15 protein-coding genes are annotated in these 21,888 nt (G+C 40.1%); 4 read left to right on the top strand and 11 right to left on the bottom strand.

Annotated features, from left to right (window positions below; genetic code table 11):
- The first annotated feature begins 76 nt into the window (after positions 1-76).
- Positions 77-1,993, top strand: a complete 1,917-nt coding sequence (locus KZZ04_RS08180; protein ID WP_058405026.1) for a S9 family peptidase — start codon at positions 77-79, stop codon at positions 1,991-1,993.
- 318 nt (positions 1,994-2,311) lie between these two features.
- Entirely contained in the window at positions 2,312-3,514 is a 1,203-nt protein-coding gene (locus tag KZZ04_RS08175; RefSeq protein ID WP_058405025.1) for an MFS transporter, read from the top strand.
- Positions 3,515-3,572: 58 nt separating this feature from the next.
- On the opposite strand, the gene KZZ04_RS08170 is transcribed toward KZZ04_RS08175, so the two are convergent.
- From KZZ04_RS08170 to KZZ04_RS08155, 4 genes are all read right to left on the bottom strand, one after another.
- Positions 3,573-4,619, bottom strand: coding sequence for an NAD(P)-dependent alcohol dehydrogenase (locus KZZ04_RS08170; protein ID WP_219422361.1), 1,047 nt, complete (start codon positions 4,617-4,619; stop codon positions 3,573-3,575).
- Positions 4,620-4,753: 134 nt separating this feature from the next.
- The gene (locus tag KZZ04_RS08165; RefSeq protein ID WP_058405023.1) at positions 4,754-5,467 is read right to left on the bottom strand and encodes a DUF1499 domain-containing protein; all 714 of its coding nucleotides are present in this window, start codon (positions 5,465-5,467) and stop codon (positions 4,754-4,756) included.
- An 88-nt stretch (positions 5,468-5,555) separates the two neighbouring features.
- Positions 5,556-6,896, bottom strand: coding sequence for a DUF1501 domain-containing protein (locus KZZ04_RS08160; RefSeq protein ID WP_219422360.1), 1,341 nt, complete (start codon positions 6,894-6,896; stop codon positions 5,556-5,558).
- Positions 6,897-6,906: 10 nt separating this feature from the next.
- A complete protein-coding gene (locus KZZ04_RS08155) occupies positions 6,907-8,814 on the bottom strand; it encodes a DUF1800 family protein (protein WP_219422359.1) in 1,908 nt (635 codons plus the stop codon).
- Between the two features lie 166 nt (positions 8,815-8,980).
- Here KZZ04_RS08155 and KZZ04_RS08150 point away from each other — a divergent pair, with 166 nt between their 5' ends.
- On the top strand, positions 8,981-9,196 hold the full coding sequence (locus KZZ04_RS08150) for a hypothetical protein (RefSeq protein ID WP_058552207.1): 216 nt from the start codon (positions 8,981-8,983) through the stop codon (positions 9,194-9,196).
- Between the two features lie 63 nt (positions 9,197-9,259).
- Here the strand turns inward: KZZ04_RS08150 and KZZ04_RS08145 are convergent, their stop codons facing one another.
- The 6 genes from KZZ04_RS08145 to hrpB all read right to left on the bottom strand — a co-directional run bounded on the left by KZZ04_RS08145 (position 9,260) and on the right by hrpB (position 16,642).
- Positions 9,260-10,810, bottom strand: a complete 1,551-nt coding sequence (locus KZZ04_RS08145) for a diguanylate cyclase (RefSeq protein ID WP_219422358.1) — start codon at positions 10,808-10,810, stop codon at positions 9,260-9,262.
- A 95-nt stretch (positions 10,811-10,905) separates the two neighbouring features.
- On the bottom strand, positions 10,906-11,883 hold the full coding sequence (locus tag KZZ04_RS08140; protein WP_219422357.1) for a sensor histidine kinase: 978 nt from the start codon (positions 11,881-11,883) through the stop codon (positions 10,906-10,908).
- Complete coding sequence (locus tag KZZ04_RS08135) at positions 11,876-12,427, bottom strand: heme NO-binding domain-containing protein (protein ID WP_219422356.1); 552 nt, start codon at positions 12,425-12,427, stop codon at positions 11,876-11,878. Before KZZ04_RS08135 ends, KZZ04_RS08140 begins: the two co-directional genes overlap by 8 nt.
- Complete coding sequence (locus KZZ04_RS08130) at positions 12,424-13,548, bottom strand: HDOD domain-containing protein (protein WP_219422355.1); 1,125 nt, start codon at positions 13,546-13,548, stop codon at positions 12,424-12,426. Before KZZ04_RS08130 ends, KZZ04_RS08135 begins: the two co-directional genes overlap by 4 nt.
- Before the next feature lie 109 nt (positions 13,549-13,657).
- The gene (locus KZZ04_RS08125) at positions 13,658-14,122 is read right to left on the bottom strand and encodes a nuclear transport factor 2 family protein (RefSeq protein WP_219422354.1); all 465 of its coding nucleotides are present in this window, start codon (positions 14,120-14,122) and stop codon (positions 13,658-13,660) included.
- A gap of 93 nt (positions 14,123-14,215) precedes the next feature.
- Positions 14,216-16,642, bottom strand: a complete 2,427-nt coding sequence (gene hrpB / locus KZZ04_RS08120; RefSeq protein ID WP_219422353.1) for an ATP-dependent helicase HrpB — start codon at positions 16,640-16,642, stop codon at positions 14,216-14,218.
- A 273-nt stretch (positions 16,643-16,915) separates the two neighbouring features.
- On the opposite strand from hrpB, the gene KZZ04_RS08115 reads away from it, so the two are divergent.
- Positions 16,916-17,113 carry a CsbD family protein gene (locus tag KZZ04_RS08115; RefSeq protein WP_138527497.1) on the top strand — a complete coding sequence of 66 codons (198 nt, stop codon included), beginning with the start codon at positions 16,916-16,918 and terminating at the stop codon, positions 17,111-17,113.
- A 61-nt stretch (positions 17,114-17,174) separates the two neighbouring features.
- Here KZZ04_RS08115 and KZZ04_RS08110 read toward each other — a convergent pair whose 3' ends face one another.
- Positions 17,175-21,719 carry a PKD domain-containing protein gene (locus KZZ04_RS08110; protein ID WP_219422352.1) on the bottom strand — a complete coding sequence of 1,515 codons (4,545 nt, stop codon included), beginning with the start codon at positions 21,717-21,719 and terminating at the stop codon, positions 17,175-17,177.
- Positions 21,720-21,888: the final 169 nt, after the last annotated feature.

Raw genomic sequence — 21,888 nt, 5'->3', positions numbered from 1 at the left:
TAGAATAACGTTATTAAATATTAAGTAACAAGTAGCTATGGTATTTAATAAATACTCTAAAAATTAAGGATATAAAATGTTAATTACAAGGCTTATAGTTTTATGCTTATTGTTATTAAGCTTTAACTCATATAGTAAAAATACGTTAGAAGATTTTTTTGATAAAAGCGGATACGTTCAGGTTAAAATCTCACCTAGTGGTAAATATTATTCAATCACTTACAGAGAAGATACTGAAGTAAAGCTGGTTATTCTTGAAAGGGAATCAGGAAAAACAACGGCCGCATTTGCATTTGGCGAAAATCAAAAAATACGTAATGTTACTTGGTTAAATGACGAAAGATTTATGATGTCAGTAGCTAAAACAGTCGGCTTTTTAGATACCAAAGGTGGGCGCCCATATTATGTTGTTGCAAATTACGATGGCTCTAAAAGGCGTGAAATTTTATTTTCAAACACGTCCATTTTAAAAGTCATTAGCACCCTTCCAAATGATAAAGAAAACATTTTAATCACCAAAGGTCACTTTAATGATGATTTTGCTGTTAATGTTCATAAATTAAATATTTATAACGGAAAAGTGGATTATGTAGCCGGCCAACCCAAAGACGACGTATTTGGTATAACTACCGATATTTCGGGTAACCCTAGATTGGCATTTCGTTATGAAGAAGATGAAGTTCAAGAGCTTGGCAAAGGCGATTTAAGTGTTTATTTTAAGAAAAAAGCGAACAGTAATTGGCTGTCTTTAAACCTTAATAAACTAAGCTACGAGAAAGGAGATGCGCTAGGTTTTTTAGGTATGAACCTAGAGGGTAACGAGGCCTTTTTAATGAGTGACTCGGGCAGAAAAACTACTGCTATTTACAGCCTTAACTTTGAAAATGAAGAACTGACCCTTTTAGCGGCAAATGACAATGTTGATATTTCAACGGCAATATTTGGCCCTAACGGAGATGTTATAGGGGCTACGTTTGACCCTGATTACCCTCAATACCAATACTTTGATGCGAAGGGTGAAAATGCAATATTTAAAGAGCTAAGTGACACATTTAAAAATTACCGATTACAATTTACAAGCCACTCTAAAGAAAAAGGCCTTTCTGTGTTTTCTGTAGAAGCAGACAACTCGCCAACTACCTTTTACTTGTACGATACTAAAAATAAAAAAGCGACTTTTATTGCCTCAAGTGCTCCTCAGATAGATAAAAAAAGTCTTTCTATGACGGAACCTTTTAGAATAAAAGCAAGAGATGGCGTTGACCTAAACGGCTATTTAACCATACCAAAAGGGGCTGCTGATAAAAACTTACCTGCAATTGTATACTTGCATGGCGGCCCGCATGGACCTAGAGATTTATGGGAGTACAACCCTGAAACTCAGTACATGGCTTCATTAGGTTACGCTGTGCTTCAAGTAAACTTTAGAGGATCTGGTGGCTATGGCAGCGAATTTCAGAAGAGTGGTTATAAAAAATGGGGGCGCGAAATGCAAGACGACGTCACCGATGCCACTCATTGGGCTATTAATGAGGGAATAATAGATAAAGATAGAATATGTATCTACGGCGCTAGTTACGGTGGTTACGCTACATTAATGGGCGTTATTAGGGAGCCAGATCTGTACAAGTGTGCAATTGGTTATGTAGGCGTATACTCACTACCAGAAATGAAAGAGAGTGGCGATACACCAAAAAGTAAATCAGGTAGAAAATTTCTAGACATGGTTCATGGGACCGACATGCAAGATATGCAAGCTCGCTCTCCTTCATTTAATGTTGATAAGATTAAGGCTAAACTGTTTATTGCCCATGGCGAGGACGATGTAAGGGTTCCTATGGAACAATATGAAGCATTAACATCAGCGCTTGATAAAATAGGCTATCCATATGAGTCAATGGTGAGAGATGAAGGACATGGATTTCATCAACCTAAAAACATCACTGATTTCTACACTAAAATGGCTGAATTTTTTGCAGAAAGTCTAAAATAATACGCTAATAAAATTGTGCCAGCATAAATGCTGGCACTCATTTCCCTCTCCCTACTAAGAAATTTTTTATATGACCTCCACTGTTTTTATTATTCCTCCACCATTTTTTATTACATTCAAAAATAATACCTTTTGACATTAAATAATATAAATCGTATTTATTTAATATTACCTAATGACTTAACCTCTCGCTTCACTTAAACTAATTACTTCTCGTTTTTCTATATTCATCTCATAAAATTTTTGCATTTATAACCCATTGCATTTTTGGCTTTGGCGTTACTTTTTATATTTAAACATCTAATTCAAAGGGGATTTATGAAGCCTGATGTTACGTCTATATCTAACCAGCTCAATAAAACAGCTATTTTAATTGTGTTGGCGCTAGGCACCTTTATTTTAGGGTTGTCTGAATTTTCGATGATGCCAATGTTACCTCTTATAAGTGAAACATTTGGCACAACGCCTTCTCAAAGTGGTTATGCTATAAGCGCTTATGCTATGGGCGTAGTGGTTGGCGCGCCAGTGTTAATGCTAACAACGGCTAATATGCGAAAACGAAAAGCACTGCTGATTTTTTTAAGTTTAATGTGTATTTCTAATGGGCTTAGTGCATTAGCTACGTCGTTAGAGCAGTTAATCATATTTAGGTTTTTGAGTGGACTGCCCCATGGTGCCTATTTTGGCGCTGCTATTTTGCTTGCATCAGATATTGCGCCGCAAGGTAAACGAGCCAGTTTTATGTCAAAAGTATTTATGGGACTAACCATTGCCACTATTGTTGGTGTGCCCATTGTTACGCTGGTAGGCCAAAATTTAAGTTGGCGTTACTGTTTAGCAGGTGCTGCAGTGATAGCTTTTATCGCATTTATTTTAGTTTATAAAGTCGTGCCAAACATAGATAACGCTAAGCCCTCTAACTTATTAAATGAATTTGGCGTGCTAAAAAACAAACTTGTTTGGTCAATTTTAGGTATTGTCATTATTGGTTTTGGTGGTGTATTTTGCATATACACTTATATTGCCGACACAATTTTAGATGTAACAAAAACAGCGCCTTATACTATTTCGGTGGCAATGGTGATGTTTGGCATTGGCTGTACACTGGGTAACTACGTATTAGGAAAAGCCGCTGACAAGTCGGCAATAAAAACCACAGGCTTTGCGCTTGTGTGTACCATTATTTTTGCATTTGCCTATGTTACGGCAAGTTATAATATTTGGGTGCTTTATGTGGTTATTTTTTTCATAGGGTGCAGTGTCGGTTTAGCTACGTTAATTCAAAGCCTTTTAATGGATGTTGCACCTGAGGGGCATGCAATGATAGGCGCATTAGTTCAATGTGCATTTAATACAGCAAATGCAATTGGCCCGTGGGTGGGTGGAATTGCGATTGCCAAAGGCGCTGCACCCAATCAAACTGGCTATGTCGCTGCGGTATTATTTTTAGGTGGCTTAGGAATGTGGTTACTTAGCTATTTACAACTGAATAAGTCGCCAGCTATCAAAACGGTTAACTAATCACTATACCAAAAGAGCGGCTTGTAAGCCGCCCTTTTATATTTACACAAAAAAAAGTTTACGAATCTAACGATGCCATGTCAATGACAAAACGATAACGTACGTCTGATTTTTCCATACGTTCGTAAGCGGTGTTAATTTCGTCAATATTGATCATTTCACACTCAGGCAATACATTGTTCTCGCCACAAAAGTCGAGCATTTTCTGTGTTTCTGCTATGCCACCAATGAGTGAACCTGCAACCTGACGTCGCCCCATTAATAAAGGCACCGTATTTAGCTCGTCAACGGGCCCAACCTGACCAACAATAATTAATGCGCCATCTATGTCTAATAGCGGTGTATAAATTGATAGGTCGTGTTTCACAGGCACTGTATCGATGATCACATCAAAAGCCGACTGTGATTCTTTCATTTCGTCATCATTTGTTGAAACTAAGTAATGCTGGGCACCAAGTTCAACGGCATCCTCTTTTTTAGATTCGCTTCGACCAATAACAGTAACATCGGCACCCATTGCTACGGCATTTTTAACCGCCATATGCCCTAAGCCACCAAGCCCTACAACTGCAACACGGCTACCTTTTTTAACGCCCCACTTATGAAGAGGAGAATACGTAGTAATACCTGCACACAATAGCGGTGCTACGCGTGAAAGGTCCAGACTCTTTGGTATTGAAAGCACGAACTCTTCTCGTACAACCACACTTTTAGAATAACCGCCTTGGGTCATTTCACCGGTTTCTCTGTCTTTACCTGCATAAGTGCCAACCATGCCCTCTCGGCAAAATTGCTCTTCATCATTGTCACACTGATCGCAACTTTTACATGAGTCAACCATGCAGCCTACGCCAACAGTATCACCTTGTTTATATTTTTTTACGTCGTTGCCGACCGAAATAACTTTACCAACAATTTCATGGCCAGGGATCAGTGGGTATTTTACACCGCCCCAATCATTTCTTACCGCGTGTAAATCTGAATGGCACACACCGCAGTATAAAATTTCAATTTCTACATCGTTATTTCGTAAATCGCGGCGTTCAAACGCAAACTCTGTAAGCTCAGAACCTTGGCTTTGTGCTGCATATCCTACTGTTTTCATAATAACTCCATAGTTGTTTAAAAATTTAAAACGTATTGAGTATTCACTCTATGGGGTGAATACAAACTGAAAAACAGCCACAAAAAAGCCCAAATAGTATTTGGGCTCAATAACATAGCAATGTTTAAAAAATGCTACTTAGTAAGTTCTGCGTTTATTTCATCAATTAAGGTATTAATACGTTCCGCATTTTTTCCTAAATCGCTTCGACCAACGCGTGATTTACTTCTTATATCAACAAAACGTTCACTGCCTTCATCGACAATACGAACGACAACATCGTCTTTAAAGCCAAACCAGGTTGTGGTGTCTGTTGCTTCTATTAAACCAAGTGATTTATTAGCGCTTACTAACTCCCAGCCTAAATTTTTAACTGCTTGCTCGGTTGCTGCCATTAAATCATTTTTCGTTTGTGCAAAGTTAAGTGTTGTTAGTTCTGGGTACGCTTTTCGTTGTTGTACCGCGGTTTCTTCCCCTGCATATTCAACTGGGTTTGGTGCATCAGCACGAAGCGGTGCAATAGCAACAAATTTAGGCGGATTAACTAAATCGGTTGAAATATCATGGATTGGCGGAACACTTTTCGCTTTGTTCATCATGTTAAGCGGCATAGCAATAGCAACCACAGAAAATATAACGGCAATAATAGCACTACCGAATGAAGCGGTTTTACGCATAAATATTAGCTGCACGAGTAACAATACAAGCGCTGCACCCCCTACATATACGCCGTATCTGAAGCCGGTAAAGGCAAGACCTAAATCAACAACGCCAAACTTGTATAAAGGGCCAGGTAATACAACGAGTAAAAAGGCGATTAAACTCACCAAGCTGACTAAAACTTTCATTTGTGTGCTCCATTTTGTGTGTAATTGTTATTTTGTAAACAGCACTTATACTGCTTGTGCTTGATTTTGGTTTACCATTAGCAACTAATTACACAAAAAAGTCCAATGTTGTGCGATCAAAGTTGGTCAGATTAGGAAAAATATCACTCAATTCAGAGGGTGCAACACCAAACCATTGCGCTAACGAAGCAAAGTATTGCTCGTTAGATACGCTTGGAATAAGTCGGCCACCGCCAACGTCTTGCGGTCCATCTAAATGCTGAGTTAAAAAATCACCATAGATATCCCCTCCTTTAACAGCCCCTCCCATTACTAGTTGATTACCCGCCCAACCATGATCGGTGCCATCTCCATTTGAGGTCAACGTTCTGCCAAAATCAGACATTGTAAAGGTCGTTACTTTGTCTGCCATATTTAGCTCTTGCATCGCATTATTGAACTCATTCAAGCTTTGCGCTAATGAGTTTAGTAATAACGGATGCATATCTAATTGGTTATCGTGAGTGTCAAACCCGCCCATTGAAACAAAGAACACTTGGCGCTGTGTTGCTAACGTAGACTGCACACTAATGGCTTTTGCCACTGCAGCCAATTGCTGAGAAACACTTGAATTGCTAAATGTTGTTACTAGCTCAGGGGCTGTTTCTAACGCGTTGTTCATGGTTTGAGTATTGTTAATGGCCGAATTGAAACTTTTTGCATAGGCGTCACTAAGTGGATGCTTAGTATTGCCCATTATGCGGTTCATAATATTAGTTACATGGTCTGTGCGAGGTTGATAACCACCAAATGCATTTATACGACTAATTCCACTTTTATTTAATGCAAACGCTTTTGTTTGGCTGCCGGTTTGCCACAGGTTGGTTCCATCTAACGACACATTGGCAGCAAACTGGTCTTGCTGATTTAAACGCTCTAACAAACGTGCACCCCAGCCGCTATTGAGCGACTGTTTTTCACGGCCATACATCCAAGACGCTTGCTGATCATTATGAGAAAATAAGTGTTTAGGCAACGCCACTGCATTATTTTTGTAATCGTTGTAAGTTGTTGGCGCAAGTAAGGTACCTACCCCACCAACAAAAGCTAAATTAGACTCATTAAACACATTTTGAATAGGCGACAGTGATGGATGCAAACCCACACCACCAGCAAACTGGGTGGCAGTATTTAATGTAATTGGCGATGCAACAGCTAAATTTTGTCGGCTTTGCTCATACAAGCTGCGCTGCTCACCCTCAAGGGGCACCAACATGTTGAGTGAGTCATTACCGCCATATAAAAAAATGCATACCAATGCTTTGTAGTCGCCTAGTTCTAACGCATTAATAGAGCCGGTAAGCGCTTGTAATTGCAAACTAGTCAGTGCGGCTGCCGATACACCGCCTTTTAAACATAACGATAAAAATTGCCTTCTATTAATGCTCATTATGCCTCTCCTAATACTGCAAATTAAATTCAGGTGAAATAGCAATCATATAAAGTAAATACGATACCCGTTCGCGATATTGATCGTCATCAAAATAGGCATCTAAATCTAATAATGCTTGGCGTGTGTCACTACTCATAGAGCCTGCAAAATACAGTACGCTGTATTGATCGAGTAAGTAGTTAATCCCATTGCTTTGCAAAGTATTCATATCGTTAATGATGTAAACATAAATGCCATTTGGATTTAAATCGGTGTGCGCCTCTGCGGTACTCCACACTAAATCAGCAAAGTGCTCATTCATTGTGCCAATAAGGGTAGCGTCACCCGCTATTTGTAGCTCAGGAGCCACTAATGCATCTGCTCGCAACTGAGCAGGCTGGTAGTCAGGTCTAAAAAAGTTAAAAACCGAACTCGACTGCATAGGCCCTTGCCCATATCGGTCAACTAAATTCCATGTTTTGTAAAAACCTTCGGGTGACTTCGCGTTTAAGTTTCGCCAAAATTGGACTGTTTTAAGAAGCGGTTCTTTTATTTTCCCTTGGTAGTTTAATACGCTGCCATAATGGCGAGCTTCATCATCTAAATATATGGCTTTGACTACTGCAGCTAAATCCCCTCTTACACCTTCGCCATTATCATTAAACACGCTAGCAATTCGCTCTACATATTGCGGTGTAGGGTTTGATGTAATAAGTCGTTGTATTAGCTGCTTACTAATAAACGGCGCTACATTTTGATGATTAAATAAATTATCAAGCGCTAGTTGTAACGACTCTTGCGCTCCATATCCTTGGGGAATAACGTCGCCGTTTAATAGCGTTTTTTGCTTTTGTGAATGGTACTCTTCAAATGCTTGCATGGGCGCAACATAATCGCGACTTTTGCGCTTAAATGTTTCGCTGCCTGCAAATGTCCACCCTGTAAACACACGAGCAAAGCCTTCTATTTCTGCTTGGCCATAAGTAGCAATGGTATTACCGTTAGCGTCTAATTTTACAGTGCCATCTTGGTTTAGCTCATCAAGCCCGATAGTAAATAACTGCATAACCTCACGGGCATAGTTTTCATCTGGACGAATATTAAGGGTCTCATCGGCCTTTTCGTTGCCCAAATGACTAAGGTAAGTTCCCATAATTGGCGATAAAGTTATCGCCTCAAGTAAATCACGAAAATTACCAAATGCATGCGTTAGCAGTAAATCGTAATATGTCACCATGCCCTCAGGCTGAGAGCGTAAATCGTTATTAAGATCAGACACAACGAGTATTTCACTCAGCGCAAAAGCGACGCGCTGGCGCAATTGGTCGTCGCTTTGCATGACGGCTTTCCACCACGCGTCTATTCGGCTTATATACCTAAAATCTTCATCGTCATTAGTAAACACCATATAGTCACGATGATAGTTAATGGGCAGTGCTAGTTGAGCATCGAGCCATTGCAGCTCACTTTGCCCTTGCGCACGTTGTATTTCTGAAAACGTTGGCCCCATGCTTCCTTGATGCAACAACCGCGCTGCAGAAAATGCATCCATACTATTGCGGGCAAAAAAGTTAACCGTTTTAACGGTGGTGGCGCCTTCGTTATCGGTCGCGGTAACATTAAACGCATATTCTGAAGGGGTGTAAGTTGATGCATCAGCCAATTTAACGCTAACTGAGCTTGCGTTTACTGGCTCATTTAATACAACAGGCCCCGAAACTTGCTGCCAAATTACACTGGCGATACTGCCGTCAGCATCGCTGGCTGTTGCTGTTAGATCAATGGTTTGGCTTTTTTTGATATCCCTTGGCACATCAGACAACGTTAGTATGGGGAGCTTATTACCATTAACCGTAGGTGTATCGCTTGAGCCTGAACCGCCGCAGGCACTAAGAAAAAAGACTGAGCTTGCTATCAAAACTAATTTATAATGCATGTTAAATCGCCATGATATTTTGGTTTAAGTAGGTAATTACCGACTTAGTTTATTGCATTAATTGAAACACAAAATTTACATTTTTTCCTTTTATTTTTTGTAATCGAAACTTGACTAACGTTCAAAAATACACAAACTACGTGGGTTAAACAGCCAGAGACCGCATATGAAAACAGAAATTAGCTATCAGTTTGAATCTTCGCAAGTTGCCAACCGTTTTTTACATGAATTAAAAAACTGGTCCGTGAACGATGTAAAAACACGTCTTTTTAATGGGGGAGATAGCGTAAAAGTAAGCTACGATTACGACGAAACTGGCTTCGATTATACCATTGCCGAGCTTGATGATTTAGCCGAGCAACATGGAGGAAAAGAAGTTTAGAGTAAAGCAATATGTATTAAACCTCTTTGCGTTAATAGTAACAACTTATCAGTAGCGATTTGATTAAATTGATTTAATTAAAGCTCTATTTCGTCCGGTATTTTTGGCTTCGTACAGCATAACGTCTGCGTTTTTAATTAATAGCTTAGCGGTTACTTTTTTATTATCCATAGCTTTTGCAGTTGCAAAAGCACAACCTACACTAACAGTTAAAACGTTACTGACTTTAGAGCCTTTATGAGCTAGGTTTAGCGCCTTTACATTTAGCAGCAGTTGTTGAGATATTGCTTCAAATTGCTCAACCGATAACTGATTAAACAGTATTATAAACTCCTCACCTCCATAGCGCGCCGCCGCACCATTATTTGATTGGGCGGTCTCTTTTAAAGCACGGCAAACTGCTTGCAAAGCACTATCCCCCCCTTGGTGACCATAAAAGTCGTTATAAAACTTAAAGTAATCTACATCAATTAGCATTAACCCCAGTGTTGTTTTTTGTCTGTGGGCCTCTTGCCACTGCGTTGTGTAAATCTCTTCAAAAGCACGCCGGTTATAAATTTGTGTTAACTCGTCTATTTTACTAATATTTTCTAGTTGTTCGTTTTGCTTTTTAACCTCTTTTATTAATGAATTAAAACCATTTATAAGCACACGCATTTCTAGAAACTGATTTCTAAAGTGAAGCGGTTGAAGATCGTTTTTAAGCAACATTAAATTGATTGCAGATGCGCCATTAATTAACGGTGTAATAAAAAAGCGGTTAACTATATAAAAGCCAATTAATGAGACAATAAAAAACATTAATAAAATAATTATTAAGTAATTATCAAATAAAATGGGGATACGCTGATGATGATGCTTAATATTCATAAGCAAAATTGGGTTACCATTTATATCTAATAACGTTCTTTGGCGCGCTGTGGCTATTACCTCATTTTGAATTCCATCACTGAGAGCTGCCGTTCTTTGTGGTGCGCTGTCTTTGTTTATTAAAGTGTAGCTTAGCTTTACTTGTGCCATCTCGGCCATTTTAGCGAATTGTGACTCCCTTACTTTTTTAATAAAAACAATGCTACCAACAGACTCTCCTGTTTTGTTTGTTCGTTGAATTGCGTGTGATGCAAACATAACAGGACCATGCTCTGTACTCAAAAAACCGTAGCGTTCTGACGTATTTGTTCCATAAGGGAGAATAGTACGGTTAGGTAAATGAGTATTTAAATCAAATTCTGGCAGCTCATAGGGTTGCTCTTGAATGTAATCAAAAGTATGCGCATAAACTTGTTTAAAGTTCATGTCGTAAATAAATACACCATCTATTTTGAGTGATTTAAAGGTATCGTCCACATAATTTGACTCAATATAGTCTTTATTAAAGCTCGTCATGTAATCGTAAGAGTCATCCCACACCGAATAATCGTAATTTAGGGTTTTTAAAAAAACAAACTCTCTGTTTAATGCTATTTCTAGGCTCAATAACTCTCTATTTTGGTAGTCTTTAATGTTTTCATTTATGGTTGGTAACGTAAAAAAGTATCGGTAACTAACCAATAAGCTAGTTACAAAGCACATCAAAATTAGGGTACCTATTATTACAAAAAATCTTAATGTCATTCTTAGTGCCTAAAATGTAAGTAGCTAAACGCATTTACCGCATAGCCCTTATGTATAGTTGTTTAAATGTGCTTAAGTTTTAAATGGTGCCGTTATTAATTTAACGATGATTCTGGCATTAATGTAATTGGCATAGTACAGCGCATTAGCGTACCAGCGCCCAGATCGCTTTCTACCTCAATTGAACCATTGTGCTCTTTTAACACGTTGTAAACGATGGCCATCCCCATTCCTGTGCCTTTTCCAACTGGTTTTGTAGTATAAAAGGGCTCAAATATATGACTTTTAGTTTTTTCATCCATCCCGCAGCCATTATCAGCAATTTCAATGTAAATATTTTTTTCGTCTGAAAATAACTTGATGACTATTTTGCCTTGCTTGCCATCAACTAAATCACACGCATACTTCGCATTTAGTAATATATTCACAAACACTTGATTAATTGCCGATAAATTACAATAACTTAATGGCAGCTCGTCATAAGTACATTCAACGTCACAACTTTTTAATTGATTAGCTAGTAACTTAATCGCCCCCTTTAAAGATTCAGTAATATCAGCCATAGCAAGTAAGTTATTTTTAGGTCTGGCAAAATTAAGTAAATTATTTATTATTGCCGCAATGCGATGCAGCCCTTCATGCGTGTCGTCTAACAGCTCATCTAAATCTTCTAAAATAAAATCAATGTTAGCTTCATTATCGAGTTTAACGAGTTGCGCTTCTAATTCTGATGCGGATATAGATTTGTCTATAAATTGCTTAGCAACCTGCATTAACGAATGCAGTGTAGGTTTGAAGTACTTAATACTGTCGAGATTACTCATCACGTAGGCAAGTGGATTATTTATTTCATGAGCAACGCCTGCCGATAACGTACCGAGTGTTGCCATTTTATCGGTTTGCATTATGGTCACTTGCTGACTTTTAAGCATGCTCAGCTTTTCTTTTAACTCTTGATTGGCGCAAAATAACTTACGAGTTTTATCTTCCAGTAATACCTCTAGCTTATCTCTCGCTGCTTTTTCACGTAGATACGCTTTTTTATAGTTATAGTTATAGTTATCTTCAACCATTTGAAGCCTCGTATCTGACTTCAATAACGCACTTTTCGCAGCCATCGTGCATACACTCAACATGGTCTAAAACTACATTAACTCCAAAATGTGAAGCTGCACCATAAATCAGCCCTTCAGCACACATACATAGCTGCCGCTTAGAACGGTAATGCATTAAAATAAATCCTTCTTCAACCAGCTTTGCTTCTATCTCTGGCAAATTTGGCTCGTGGTATAACTTAGCGACTTCAACATGAATAACCTTATCAATCCCCATTATTAACTCTGCAAAACTTTCAAAGCCTTCAGCAACTGTTGGGTGACTCCTATTTAAATGACCAAACAAATACTCACCAAATGCTTTTAACACTTCAGGCATGGTCATAGATAACGCTGCTGCAACACCTTGGGCTAGGCCAATTATTTCTTCATCGGGATAACTTTGCGCCGAAATATAAACGCGAGCATCTGGGGCGTTTTTTTCAAGTAAATCATCCCATGCAGCCATTCCACATTTTTCAATAACTAGTGCCTCTAAGCCTCTAAAAATAATACCTTTCATGCTTTATCCTTATTAATTGACCACCACTGTTGTAAATCGGGGAGTAGTTTTAGGTCGTCTATAAAATCGAATTGTTCAAGGTTAAAGTTCAAAGCCTTGTTGCAAAACACATGTTCAATAATAATGTGGATCACCGTTAATGATATGTTTTTTTCTGAGGGTAATTCATCAATTAATTGTGCTTCTACTATGTTTTTATCAAACCCCCAAAGTGATAATAAGTAGGCACTTAAAACAAATTTAGGTACTGCTTCTGTATTTAAATCGGCATTGGTTTTGCTCGTTATAATTAGCTCACCTAAAACACTTAATAACCCAACAGCGCATGCAAGTAATTGAACTTGGCGATCTTGTTTTATAAATTTCGCTAACGATTGCGATAACTCTGCTTTTTTATAACCTTTTTCTATTAATTGGTTAATCGCTTTTTGTTTATTTTTACTGAGTAATTGATGAGATAACTCTGAAAAAACCACAATAGCTCTGAGGTTTATTAAGCCAATACGTACAATGGCTTCTTTTACACTCGATGTGTGGGAATCAAACCCCATGAAGGCCGAGTTGGCAATTTGTAAAACTTTACCGGCAAGTAAAGGATCATGCCTAACATCTTTTTCTAAAATAGAAATATTAGGCTCACCTTTGTTAAGTTCATTGAAGAGGTTTTGCGTTACACCGCCTAAAAATGGCAGCTTTGAAAGTTGGCCTAAAACAACGCGATGTTCACTGCTAATACAAAGTGTTTTTAACACCGTGGCACTATTTATAACACTTTCTAAGTGAGACTGAGTAAACGGCTTAACAAGATGAAAATGAATTACGTTATTTAACTGGAGCTGATAATTACCGCTCATATCACCTGTAAGTAGGCACCTAAGCGCAGAAGGACAGAGTTCTTTGGCTTGTTCGAGCACATTTTTGCCTGTTGGAAGCTGCATCATCGAATCGCAAAAAATGATATCAGGTAAGGCGTTGTTATTTATTTGCTGTTCAAATTGAGTGGCAACTTGAACACTCGACACGTCTGCGCTGGGGCATAAACGGTTAAGTGTGCGTTTTAACGCACGTAACAGCAGTTCGTCGTCATCAATAATGAGAATATTGATTTTTAAATCATGCATCTACTACACCTAAAGCTATAACGTACTAGTTTATAACTAAAGCGTAGTATAAATTTATCAATACCCCTAGTTTCAAAGGCGCTAATTAGTAAAAAGTAAACACATGGTTTTATTCATGATATTTACGGATCATCGCCACTTTACCGTTTTCAACCTCTATTACTTCCATCATTATTGAGGTGTACTCTATTGGCTGTTTGTTTTGTGGGTGAATGCCTTTAGCGTGGTTTTTATAACGAATCGCAAAACCGCTATCGTTAAATATAAAAGTATTGAGTAGCTCACTTTCATACAGGGTATGCGCGCCTAAGTAAAAGCTCATGCCTTTGCGCATTAATTCTTTCCCATCGGCAGTGCGAGAGTCATCTACTTGATACGGTATGTGCTGATTACCAACATCGTCTGTTAATAAGCTAAGGTAAGCTTCAAGCTCTTTAGTACCGGCGCCAGGGGCCTGCGTGGCAGTCATTGTTTCGTAGTAGTGCTGTGCAAATTTGCTTAAGTCCAGTGCCTTTTCAGCATAAACCGAAAAGGGAGTCACTAATAGCAAGACTAATGTAAAAAGTAGTTTCATCACTTCTTCCTTGTGGTAAAAGTATTGATTTATTTATAGGTACACTATACTCATATGCTTAAAAATAAAACATATACTTTTAAGCTAATAAATCTACATTTTGCTTTTAACTCTATTCGTTGCCACGCTGTTGGCTGGGTTATCAGGCCATCTGTGCTTGGGGTAACGCCCCTTCATTTCTTTTTGCACATCGCGATAACTGGTAGCCCAAAAGTGCGCAAGATCTTGTGTGAGTTGTAATGAGCGCTTACCTGGCGATAGTAATTCCATAAGCAGTGGCAATTTACCATTAGCAAGCATAGGCGTACTGGTTAAACCATACACTTCTTGCATGCGCACGCTTAACTTTGCGGGGCCATCTAGCTGGTAATTAATTTTTATATTTGAGCCACTAGGTACCGTTAATCTAAGTGGTAATAACGCTTTTAACGCTGTTTGCTGTGGCCAGTCAAAACAATTTTGCAGCGCTTCAAAGTAGTTAAACTTTTTAAGCTGAACGAGTGTTTTTATATCTTGTAAATACACGCCCAACCAATCATCAGCCGTTTCTATAAGGTGTTGCTCGCTAATAGTTGGGAATTTATCAGGCATAAACTGACTGGCTAAACTCATGCGTATTAATAATTGTTGTGCATCGGGCTGTTCATTAAATAATGCAAAACCATGCTTAGTAAATAAATTAAGCCATGCTTTAGCGCGCTCGCTTTTATCTAGCTTTTGTTTACTCGGCTGGCTTGTAAGCGTAATAGCGCCGAGCTTTACTTCGTCTTGATGAATAAAGCGCGCGGTTTTTTCATCAAATTCACAACGGGTGAGCGAAGTAAACAAATGCGGTAAGTAATCTTGTAGCTCAAATGGGCTGAGCGCTGTGGCTGCAAATATACGTGCGCCTTTATGGCCGCCCATGGTCGCAATAGCAAGGTAGTCATCGTTATGCCAGTAATCGGTGTTTAAATCAGCGCCCGCCCCATTGGCAAGTAAATAGCCATTGCCGCGTTTTTTTGCAATGCGGTCGGGGTAAGCTAATGCCACTAGCAAACCTAAATACTCAGTGTTTAGTTCGCTGTTACTGTCGGTTACTTTTAAACGGCTTTGCCAGTATTTTAACTGCTGTTTAAATACTGGGTGTGGCCTTTGCTGCTGGCTATGTAGCGCTAAGCTTAGCTCATTGGCGGTGTTTATTCGGCTCTCAAGCAGCGCCACTAAATAAAGTGCTAAGCGATAAACACCAGGGAGTTCTGTCTCAAGCGCCTGCGCTTTTAAAAGCATATGCGCTAAGCGAATATCCGCCCCAAAACCCAGCATGTTACTGCCCAACTTGGTTAGTTTGCCTTTGCCATCGATGGCTTCAAGCATAGTTAATAAGCTCATTGCTTGTATGCATTGCTGCGCAGTGGGCGTATCAAGCAAGGTGAGTTCGCTAATATTTGCACCCCACTGCTTTGCTTCAAGCATAAGTTGGCTTATGTCTGATGTAAGTATTTCGGGGTTATCGTGGCTATTGCGTCGCTCAAAGGTTTGCTTTGAACCAAGCCTATAAACCACACCTGGTTCTATTCGCCCTGCACGCCCTGCTCGCTGAACGGCAGAGGAGCGCGATATACTTTGTGTTGTAAGCTCCGTTACACCTGTTTTTAAGTTATAACTGGCCACGCGGCGTTTTCCGCTATCAATAACAATGCGTATACCTTCAATGGTTAAGCTGGTTTCGGCTACATTGGTGGTAAGCACTATTTTGCGCATGCCCTCAGGCGCAGGAGCAATCGCCGCTTGCTGATTGGCTTTATCTTGCTCGCCAAATAACGTGGCAACTAGGCAATTAGTTGGCAAATCATTAAGGGCCTGTTGTACGCGTAATATTTCAAATTGCCCAGGCAAAAACACCAGCGCACTGCCGCTTTGCTCGTTAAGTGCTTGTTTTATTGTAGAGGGAATGGCATCAAGCCAACGGCTTTCATCTTTTATGGGTATATATACTTCATCTATGGGGTAGCTTCGCCCACTTGATTGAATAACTGGGCAATCAAAAAATTGCGTATAGCGCTCAGTATCAAGGGTGGCCGACATAAGGAGTATGGTTAAGTCGTCACGCAGTGCACTTTGGGTCTCTAAAGCAAAAGCCAGTGAGGTATCGGCTGCAATTGAGCGTTCATGAAACTCATCAAATATCAGTAAATCAATGTCGCTAAGCTCTGGATCGTTTTGTAGCATGCGAGTAAGCATGCCCTCAGTAACTATTTCAAGGCGCGTATTGTTACTTACTTTACTTTCACCGCGTACACGAAGGCCAACGCTTTGCCCCACATTTTCGTTTTGGCACTGCGCTAGGTAATTGGCAATATTACGTGCAGCTAAGCGGCGCGGCTCCAGCATTACAATACGTTTAAAATGGCCGTCGCGCATAAGTTGTAGCGGCAACCATGTTGATTTACCCGCACCAGGCGGTGCTTGTAATAACGTTATAGGATTGCTTTGTAATGTAGTTACGAGTTGTTGATATATGTTTTGAACCGGCAGCACTGCTATTTACCAAAAATTGCTTTGCACGCATTGTAACAAAAACCAAAAATAAACGCGCCGCTAAAGCTGTGTGGTTATAAAGGGCACCATAATCAGAAATAATTACAGACCGCTCTGTACATTTTTTAAGGACATGCGCGCCATTTTAATTACTACTGCGCTAATAAAAACATAACCCCATGATTATAAATATAAAATCTAAATTTAACTTATTGGTACACGCCTTGCTACTTTCATAGTGAACGTTAATTAAATCTAAGTAAGGAGAAACTTATGAACAGCGATCGTATGAAAGGTAATTGGAACGAACTTAAAGGTAAGGCGCAACAAAAATGGGGCGAGCTTACTGACGACGATTTAGACAAAATTGAAGGTAGCCGTACAGAGTTAGTGGGTAAAATCCAGCAGCAGTACGGTAAATCTAAAGAAGAAGCAGAGCGTGAAGTAGATGAGTTTGAAAAAACTCACTAATCGCTAACTTCTAAAAAAACCGCCATTTGGCGGTTTTTAATTGGCTATATTAAAGCTATAGCTAGTTTATCTCTGTAACACCAGGATAAAATGTATCAATGGGTCTATCTTCGGGCACTATTTGACTTGACGTAGTACCATCAGCAATAGTGTAAGAGAAAACTTTATCTTCTAGAGCATTACCGTTTGACAATACCCCAACTATAGCGCCTTCAGCATCCTCAGTTAAAAACCCAACAACACCTGTATTGTCAAATGAAGCGACAATAACAGGCTGACTTACACCATCAAACTGCATGACCTTTCCACCTTCTGTGCCGTAGTAAAAGTTACCATCAGAACTTGCTAATAAAGCCGTAGAAGGGGCATCACTTAATCCAGTTATTACAGAGCTAATTATTGGCGCTGCACAGTCATTGACTACACGATGAATAGCAGCATTTGCACCGCTGGTTGAACGTGTTGCAAAGTAGCCATCAGCACTTGGCGTTGCAAATTCAACTGCTCGCACAGGTTCATTACTGCCAGATGAACTTACTTGCACACTTTTAAGTTGATTAGTGGACAAGTCAACACAATTAAGCGCATCACCAGTAAAGAACCACGCATTGTTATTATCTATCGCTAATGCATAGCGAGATATCTCGTCGCTGGTTTGGCCAATAGATCCTTCTTTTTGGTAACCTAAGGAGTCAGTATCAATCGAATACAGCTCGTAAGTATCAGCAAAAAGATCTATTCCTAAGCTATATAATTTACCTGAGGCCGATTCAACATGATTTAATCCAGGTCTTTTGGTACGTGGTAAAACAACTTCTGCAAGCTCGCCAAGCGCAGAATCATATCGAAGCACCTTACCTCCATCTCGCCCGCGCTCGCCATCGCTCACAGCAAAAAAGTAATCCCCAGCTGAATTTTTAGTGACTTTACCAAAAGGAAATCCACCTTTGCTAAAGCCCAGCGAAGTCATACTAACCGAACTATCTGCGCGATCGTAGGTGAGTATCGCACCTCGTTTATTCTCCCCACCATCATAACTAAGCACCGATACATAGCGGTCATTAATTGAGTCATCTGGGTCATTTAGGATTGCGGGGTCACCAATAAATAATATCCCTTTATCACCCCCGCCTTGTATGATGGTTTTAGTACTATAATTTGGCTTTGTGATTTCGCTTACAAAAGGTGGCGCAACTGTTAAGCCTGTGTCAGCAACTGAGTCAACTAAAAATTTTGCCAAATAATCAGTGACTGTCATATACATATTATCAGCAACTTTAGAGGGTACTAACCCAGCAATAGAGATATTTTTCCAGTTACTAAAAGAGTGCCTTAATGAAAGAGGTCCACCTGATATCGTTGTTTCGTATAATACCGCAGGCGTTTCTGAGGTGACTCCTTCACAAACACTAAATACCAGAGGCGCCCGCCAAAAGAAAGCACCGATAGGGTTTCTGCAATCAGAAGCGACTTCACCAACCCCACCGCTGCGCCCTGAAGATTCCATTATGGGGGAGTTAGAACTAACAAAATGAACAACCGTATCATTATTCACAGCAATATGGCGTCCGCGAGCCCCCAAGGCACCAAAACCAGATATAACCCATGGTTTACTTAAGTCATTTGAATCACTTGCCGTTAATTCAAAACCAGGCCAGTATAAAGACCCGCGAGGAGCAACGAACACTGATAATAAGCGATTATCACCATTCCACATTAAATTAGTGACAGGAGCAATAGGATATCCTGCGTAGTCTGTACCTGTAGCACCAAATTCACCAATAACCTGTACGGTAAGGTAATCGTCACTGCTTGCATCCATGTTAAATTGCAGCACGCCACCAGACTGGTTTAAACCTCCTGCATCAGCTTTAACATAGGCTGTTTTGCCATCAGGGTGAAATAGGAGTGTGCCCTTTACATTTCTTATTTCATTGCCAGATGGAAACAGTCGAGGAATACTCATTAGCAGTTCAACGTGATGACTCGCTGGGTTATATTTTAACAAAGCCCCTCGTCCGTATAACCCTGTTGATCCTAACACTGTATATAAGTGGCCATCATTAGGGTGAGCAACTAAACTCTGACTAAAAGATGATGAATTGATTCCAGGTAAGCCATGAAAACTAAATAGCTCAGTCGACTTAGATAAGTCGCTTTCAGAGATAGAATAAACAGCACCCGTACGACTATCTCCCCCTGTACCACTTAGCATCATTAGGTTATGTCCTGCAGGAAGTGAGATAGCAGCCCCCTTAGGAGGATTTTCTATCGTGATTGCTCGAGAGTAAATGGCAGACCAAAGTGAGCCATCTGATACTGTCAGCGTAATTATATAGCTGCCAACTGCATCAGGCATAAACGTTGGGGTTGAACTAGTTTTATCTGAAAGCGTAGCTGCGCTTCCTTGTGTCGGAATTAAACTCCAGAGGTAACTTAAGCTATCGCCATTCGGATCAGAGCTTTGGTTACCGTCAAGGTTATAAAGCGTGCCTACAAATCCTTGTGGTGTAATACTAATATAAGCATTAGGCGCTAAATTTCGCTCTTTATCGTGAATAATAATAACATCAGGAATACTCACACTTTTAGCGTCGCTAACCACTAACTGAATAATGAAATCACCTTCAACATCAGGCGTTAAGTCAGGGTTGGCAGAAGTTGCATTGTTCAGTTGTGCAACGCTCCCTGCGGGTCTGCTTACAATTGCCCAGCTATACGATAATATGTCGCCATCAGCATCACTCGACCCTGACCCATCGAGTACAAACTTAGCACCTAAATCAACTTGTATATCGCGCCCTGCATCCGCCACTGGTAATGTATTTTTTGCAGCATCACGAACAATAACCACATCACTATCACGCTGGCCCAATGCATCCGTTACGGTTAATTGCGCAACATAATCACCTGAGCGATCTGGGGTAAGCGAAGCAATAGGACGGTTCGCATCCATAATAGTGCTACCACTACCTGCCGGGCTAGACAATAAAACCCATTGGTAACTGAGTGCTTGTAACTCAGGATCACTCGATAAAGAACCATCTAGTTTGACTGATGACCCCGTGCCGGCGGATTGGTCATTTCCGGCATTAGCAGTCGGTGGTAAATCCTTATCAGTAACAATCACGGTCGCAGGTGAACTCGTTAGTACACCATCGGAAACAACAAGCTGAAAAATAAAGTCCCCCGCTAAGTCTGGTGTAAATGACGGGGCAACAACGTTGGAGTCAGACAGCGTGACTGCACTACCTGTTGGTATCGAAATAATACTCCATTGATAACCTAACCCACTCTCTTCAGGATCACTAGAACGTGAGCCATCCAGGTGAATAATTTGACCTGTAGAAGCAAGTTGCGAAGGACCGGCATTCGCAGTTGGCGGAAGGTTAGACGTTGAGATAGTCACTGTACTTGCGGTACTTAAATATTGCCCATCGTAAACTATAAGCTGAACGACGTAGTCGCCACTTACGTCTGGCGTTATAACAGGATGAAAAGAATCAATATCTGATAATTGCGCCAAAGACGCCTTTGGTTTGGAAATAATAGACCAACGAGGTTGAATGCTATCGCCATCACCATCTATCGATGCAGAACCATCAAGGTGTATAACTTGACCAATTTGACCACTTAAATGACGACCTGCGTCTGCAATAGGCGCTTGATTTGTGCGATGTAAAATGACACTACTTGGACTACTATCATAAACGCCATCATTTACTGTTAAAGAGACAACATAATCACCGGCTACATCTGGGCTTAATGTTGAAATAACAGACGTTGCATTCTGGATTTCAACTGTACTTCCAACTGGAGCTGATACTATTCGCCATTGATAACTCAATGCGTTTCCATCAGCATCGCTAGAACCCGAACCATCAAATCGGATGGTTTTTCCAACCTCATAGGTCTGGTGAGCTCCTGCATTTGCTACAGGTGCGACGTTGGTATCGCTTATTAAAACAGTATCGGCAGCGCTCTGTAAAACACCATCACTAACAATAAGTTGTACCTGATAGTCACCTGCAATATCTGGTGTTAATAGAGCAAAAGGGCTAGTAGCATTTGTAATAGCGGCATTACTACCTGCAGGGCTACTAATAACTGACCACTCATAAGATAGTTGGTCACCATCACTATCTGAGCTTCGGCTACCATCTAACATAACTGGTTGACTGCCAGATACCCGACGGTCAGGACCCGCATTCGCTACTGGCATTGAATCGGTATCACTAATAATAACTGTGCTTGGATCACTATCGGTTGTTCCATTATTTACAACAAGCGCTACTTCATAACTTCCTGCTTCATCAAGAAAAAGGCTTGGAAATGGAGATGCTGTATCACTTAATTCGCTCGTACTACTTGGCGGCGCGCTAACAATGCTCCAGCTGTAGGTCAAAGCAGCGCCATCAGGGTCATATGAACCACCGCCATTTAGAACTACCGTTGCTCCTTTTTGCAATTGCACAGAATGGCCTGCATTTGCAATGGGTATAACGGCATCTGTACCTGCATTAGTACCACCGTCTACTGGGTTATCCGATGTATCGCTACCGCAGCCATTCAACAAAAAGATTAAAAAGAGCAAAAATATACGCATAGTGTAATTTCCTCAAACAAGCCAAGCATTTATTAACTAGATTTTTAGCTTAGACAAAGAAATAATTTTTGTACAATTAGAGCTAGAAGTTAAAGGTTGAATAACAAAAAATTAATTTAAATGAGCCAGCAAAAAACCGCCTTATGGCGGTTTTTTTGTTTAACGGCTA

Origin of the sequence: Pseudoalteromonas sp. CR1 (assembly GCF_019392235.1) — a bacterium.
Lineage (GTDB): Bacteria > Pseudomonadota > Gammaproteobacteria > Enterobacterales > Alteromonadaceae > Pseudoalteromonas.
This window is presented reverse-complemented; position numbering and strand designations above follow the sequence as displayed.

Excerpts from the sequence above, each read along its gene's own strand:
- KZZ04_RS08180 (WP_058405026.1), top strand. The coding sequence starts at position 77 with ATGTTAATTACAAGGCTTATAGTTTTATGCTTATTGTTATTAAGCTTT.
- KZZ04_RS08175 (WP_058405025.1), top strand. The coding sequence starts at position 2,312 with ATGAAGCCTGATGTTACGTCTATATCTAACCAGCTCAATAAAACAGCT.
- KZZ04_RS08170 (WP_219422361.1), bottom strand. The coding sequence starts at position 4,619 with ATGAAAACAGTAGGATATGCAGCACAAAGCCAAGGTTCTGAGCTTACA.
- KZZ04_RS08165 (WP_058405023.1), bottom strand. The coding sequence starts at position 5,467 with ATGAAAGTTTTAGTCAGCTTGGTGAGTTTAATCGCCTTTTTACTCGTT.
- KZZ04_RS08160 (WP_219422360.1), bottom strand. The coding sequence starts at position 6,896 with ATGAGCATTAATAGAAGGCAATTTTTATCGTTATGTTTAAAAGGCGGT.
- KZZ04_RS08155 (WP_219422359.1), bottom strand. The coding sequence starts at position 8,814 with ATGCATTATAAATTAGTTTTGATAGCAAGCTCAGTCTTTTTTCTTAGT.
- KZZ04_RS08150 (WP_058552207.1), top strand. The coding sequence starts at position 8,981 with ATGAAAACAGAAATTAGCTATCAGTTTGAATCTTCGCAAGTTGCCAAC.
- KZZ04_RS08145 (WP_219422358.1), bottom strand. The coding sequence starts at position 10,810 with ATGACATTAAGATTTTTTGTAATAATAGGTACCCTAATTTTGATGTGC.
- KZZ04_RS08140 (WP_219422357.1), bottom strand. The coding sequence starts at position 11,883 with ATGGTTGAAGATAACTATAACTATAACTATAAAAAAGCGTATCTACGT.
- KZZ04_RS08135 (WP_219422356.1), bottom strand. The coding sequence starts at position 12,427 with ATGAAAGGTATTATTTTTAGAGGCTTAGAGGCACTAGTTATTGAAAAA.
- KZZ04_RS08130 (WP_219422355.1), bottom strand. The coding sequence starts at position 13,548 with ATGCATGATTTAAAAATCAATATTCTCATTATTGATGACGACGAACTG.
- KZZ04_RS08125 (WP_219422354.1), bottom strand. The coding sequence starts at position 14,122 with ATGAAACTACTTTTTACATTAGTCTTGCTATTAGTGACTCCCTTTTCG.
- KZZ04_RS08115 (WP_138527497.1), top strand. The coding sequence starts at position 16,916 with ATGAACAGCGATCGTATGAAAGGTAATTGGAACGAACTTAAAGGTAAG.
- KZZ04_RS08110 (WP_219422352.1), bottom strand. The coding sequence starts at position 21,719 with ATGCGTATATTTTTGCTCTTTTTAATCTTTTTGTTGAATGGCTGCGGT.